The sequence below is a fragment of the Streptococcus mitis genome, assembly GCF_003944325.1.
GTDB classification, from domain to species: domain Bacteria; phylum Bacillota; class Bacilli; order Lactobacillales; family Streptococcaceae; genus Streptococcus; species Streptococcus mitis_CW.
Genome location: NZ_RJPX01000090.1, coordinates 1 through 1,051 on the forward strand (window position 1 = coordinate 1; position 1,051 = coordinate 1,051).

Consider the following 1,051-nt stretch of genomic DNA (forward strand, 5'->3'; position numbering starts at 1 on the left):
AGATTGGTGAAGGAGTAGCAGACGAAAACGGAAAAGCTACAATCACACCAACAGTAGAACTTCCAGCAGGAGACGTAACAGCGAAAGCAACAGATCCAGCAGGAAATGTATCACAACCAAGCGCACCAGAAAAAGCAACAGCAGATACAAAAGCGCCAGCTAAACCAGAAATCANNACAGATCTAACAGATAAAGCAGGAACTAAGACACCAGTTGAAGTAAGTGCAGAACCAGGATCTAAAGTTGAGTTATTCGATAAAGATGGTCACAAGATTGGTGAAGGAGTAGCAGACGAAAACGGAAAAGCTACAATCACACCAACAGTAGAACTTCCAGCAGGAGACGTAACAGCGAAAGCAACAGATCCAGCAGGAAATGTGTCAGAGCCAAGCACACCAGAAAAAGCAACAGGAGATACAAAAGCACCAGCTAAACCAGAAATCAACACAGATCTAACAGGTAAAGCAGGAACTAAGACACCAGTTGAAGTAAGTGCAGAACCAGGATCTAAAGTTGAGTTATTCGATAAAGATGGTAACAAGATTGGTGAAGGCGTAGCAGGAAAAGACGGAAAAGCTACAATCACACCAACGAAAGAACTTCCAGCAGGAGACGTAACAGCGAAAGCAACAGATCCAGCAGGAAATGTATCACAACCAAGCGCACCAGAAAAAGCAACAGGAGATACAAAAGCGCCAGCTAAGCCAGAAATCAACACAGATCTAACAGGTAAAGCAGGAACTAAGACACCAGTTGAAGTAAGTGCAGAACCAGGATCTAAAGTTGAGTTATTTGATAAAGATGGTCACAAGATTGGTGAAGGCGTAGCAGGAAAAGACGGAAAAGCTACAATCACACCAACGAAAAAACTTCCAGCAGGAGATGTAACAGCGAAAGCAACAGATCCAGCAGGAAATGTATCAGAAGCAAGCACACCAGCAAAAGCAACAGCAGATACAAAAGCGCCAGCTAAACCAGAAATCACAACAGATCTAACAGATAAAGCAGGAACTAAGACACCAGTTGAAGTAAGTGCAGAACCAGGATCTAA

Annotated in this window: 1 protein-coding gene; it reads left to right on the forward strand. The window is 43.3% G+C overall.

Translation table 11 applies throughout. The annotated features are described in order from the left end of the window. Window positions 1-1,051: Ig-like domain-containing protein (locus D8787_RS11580; protein ID WP_260471400.1), on the forward strand; the 1,051-nt coding region annotated here is incomplete at both ends.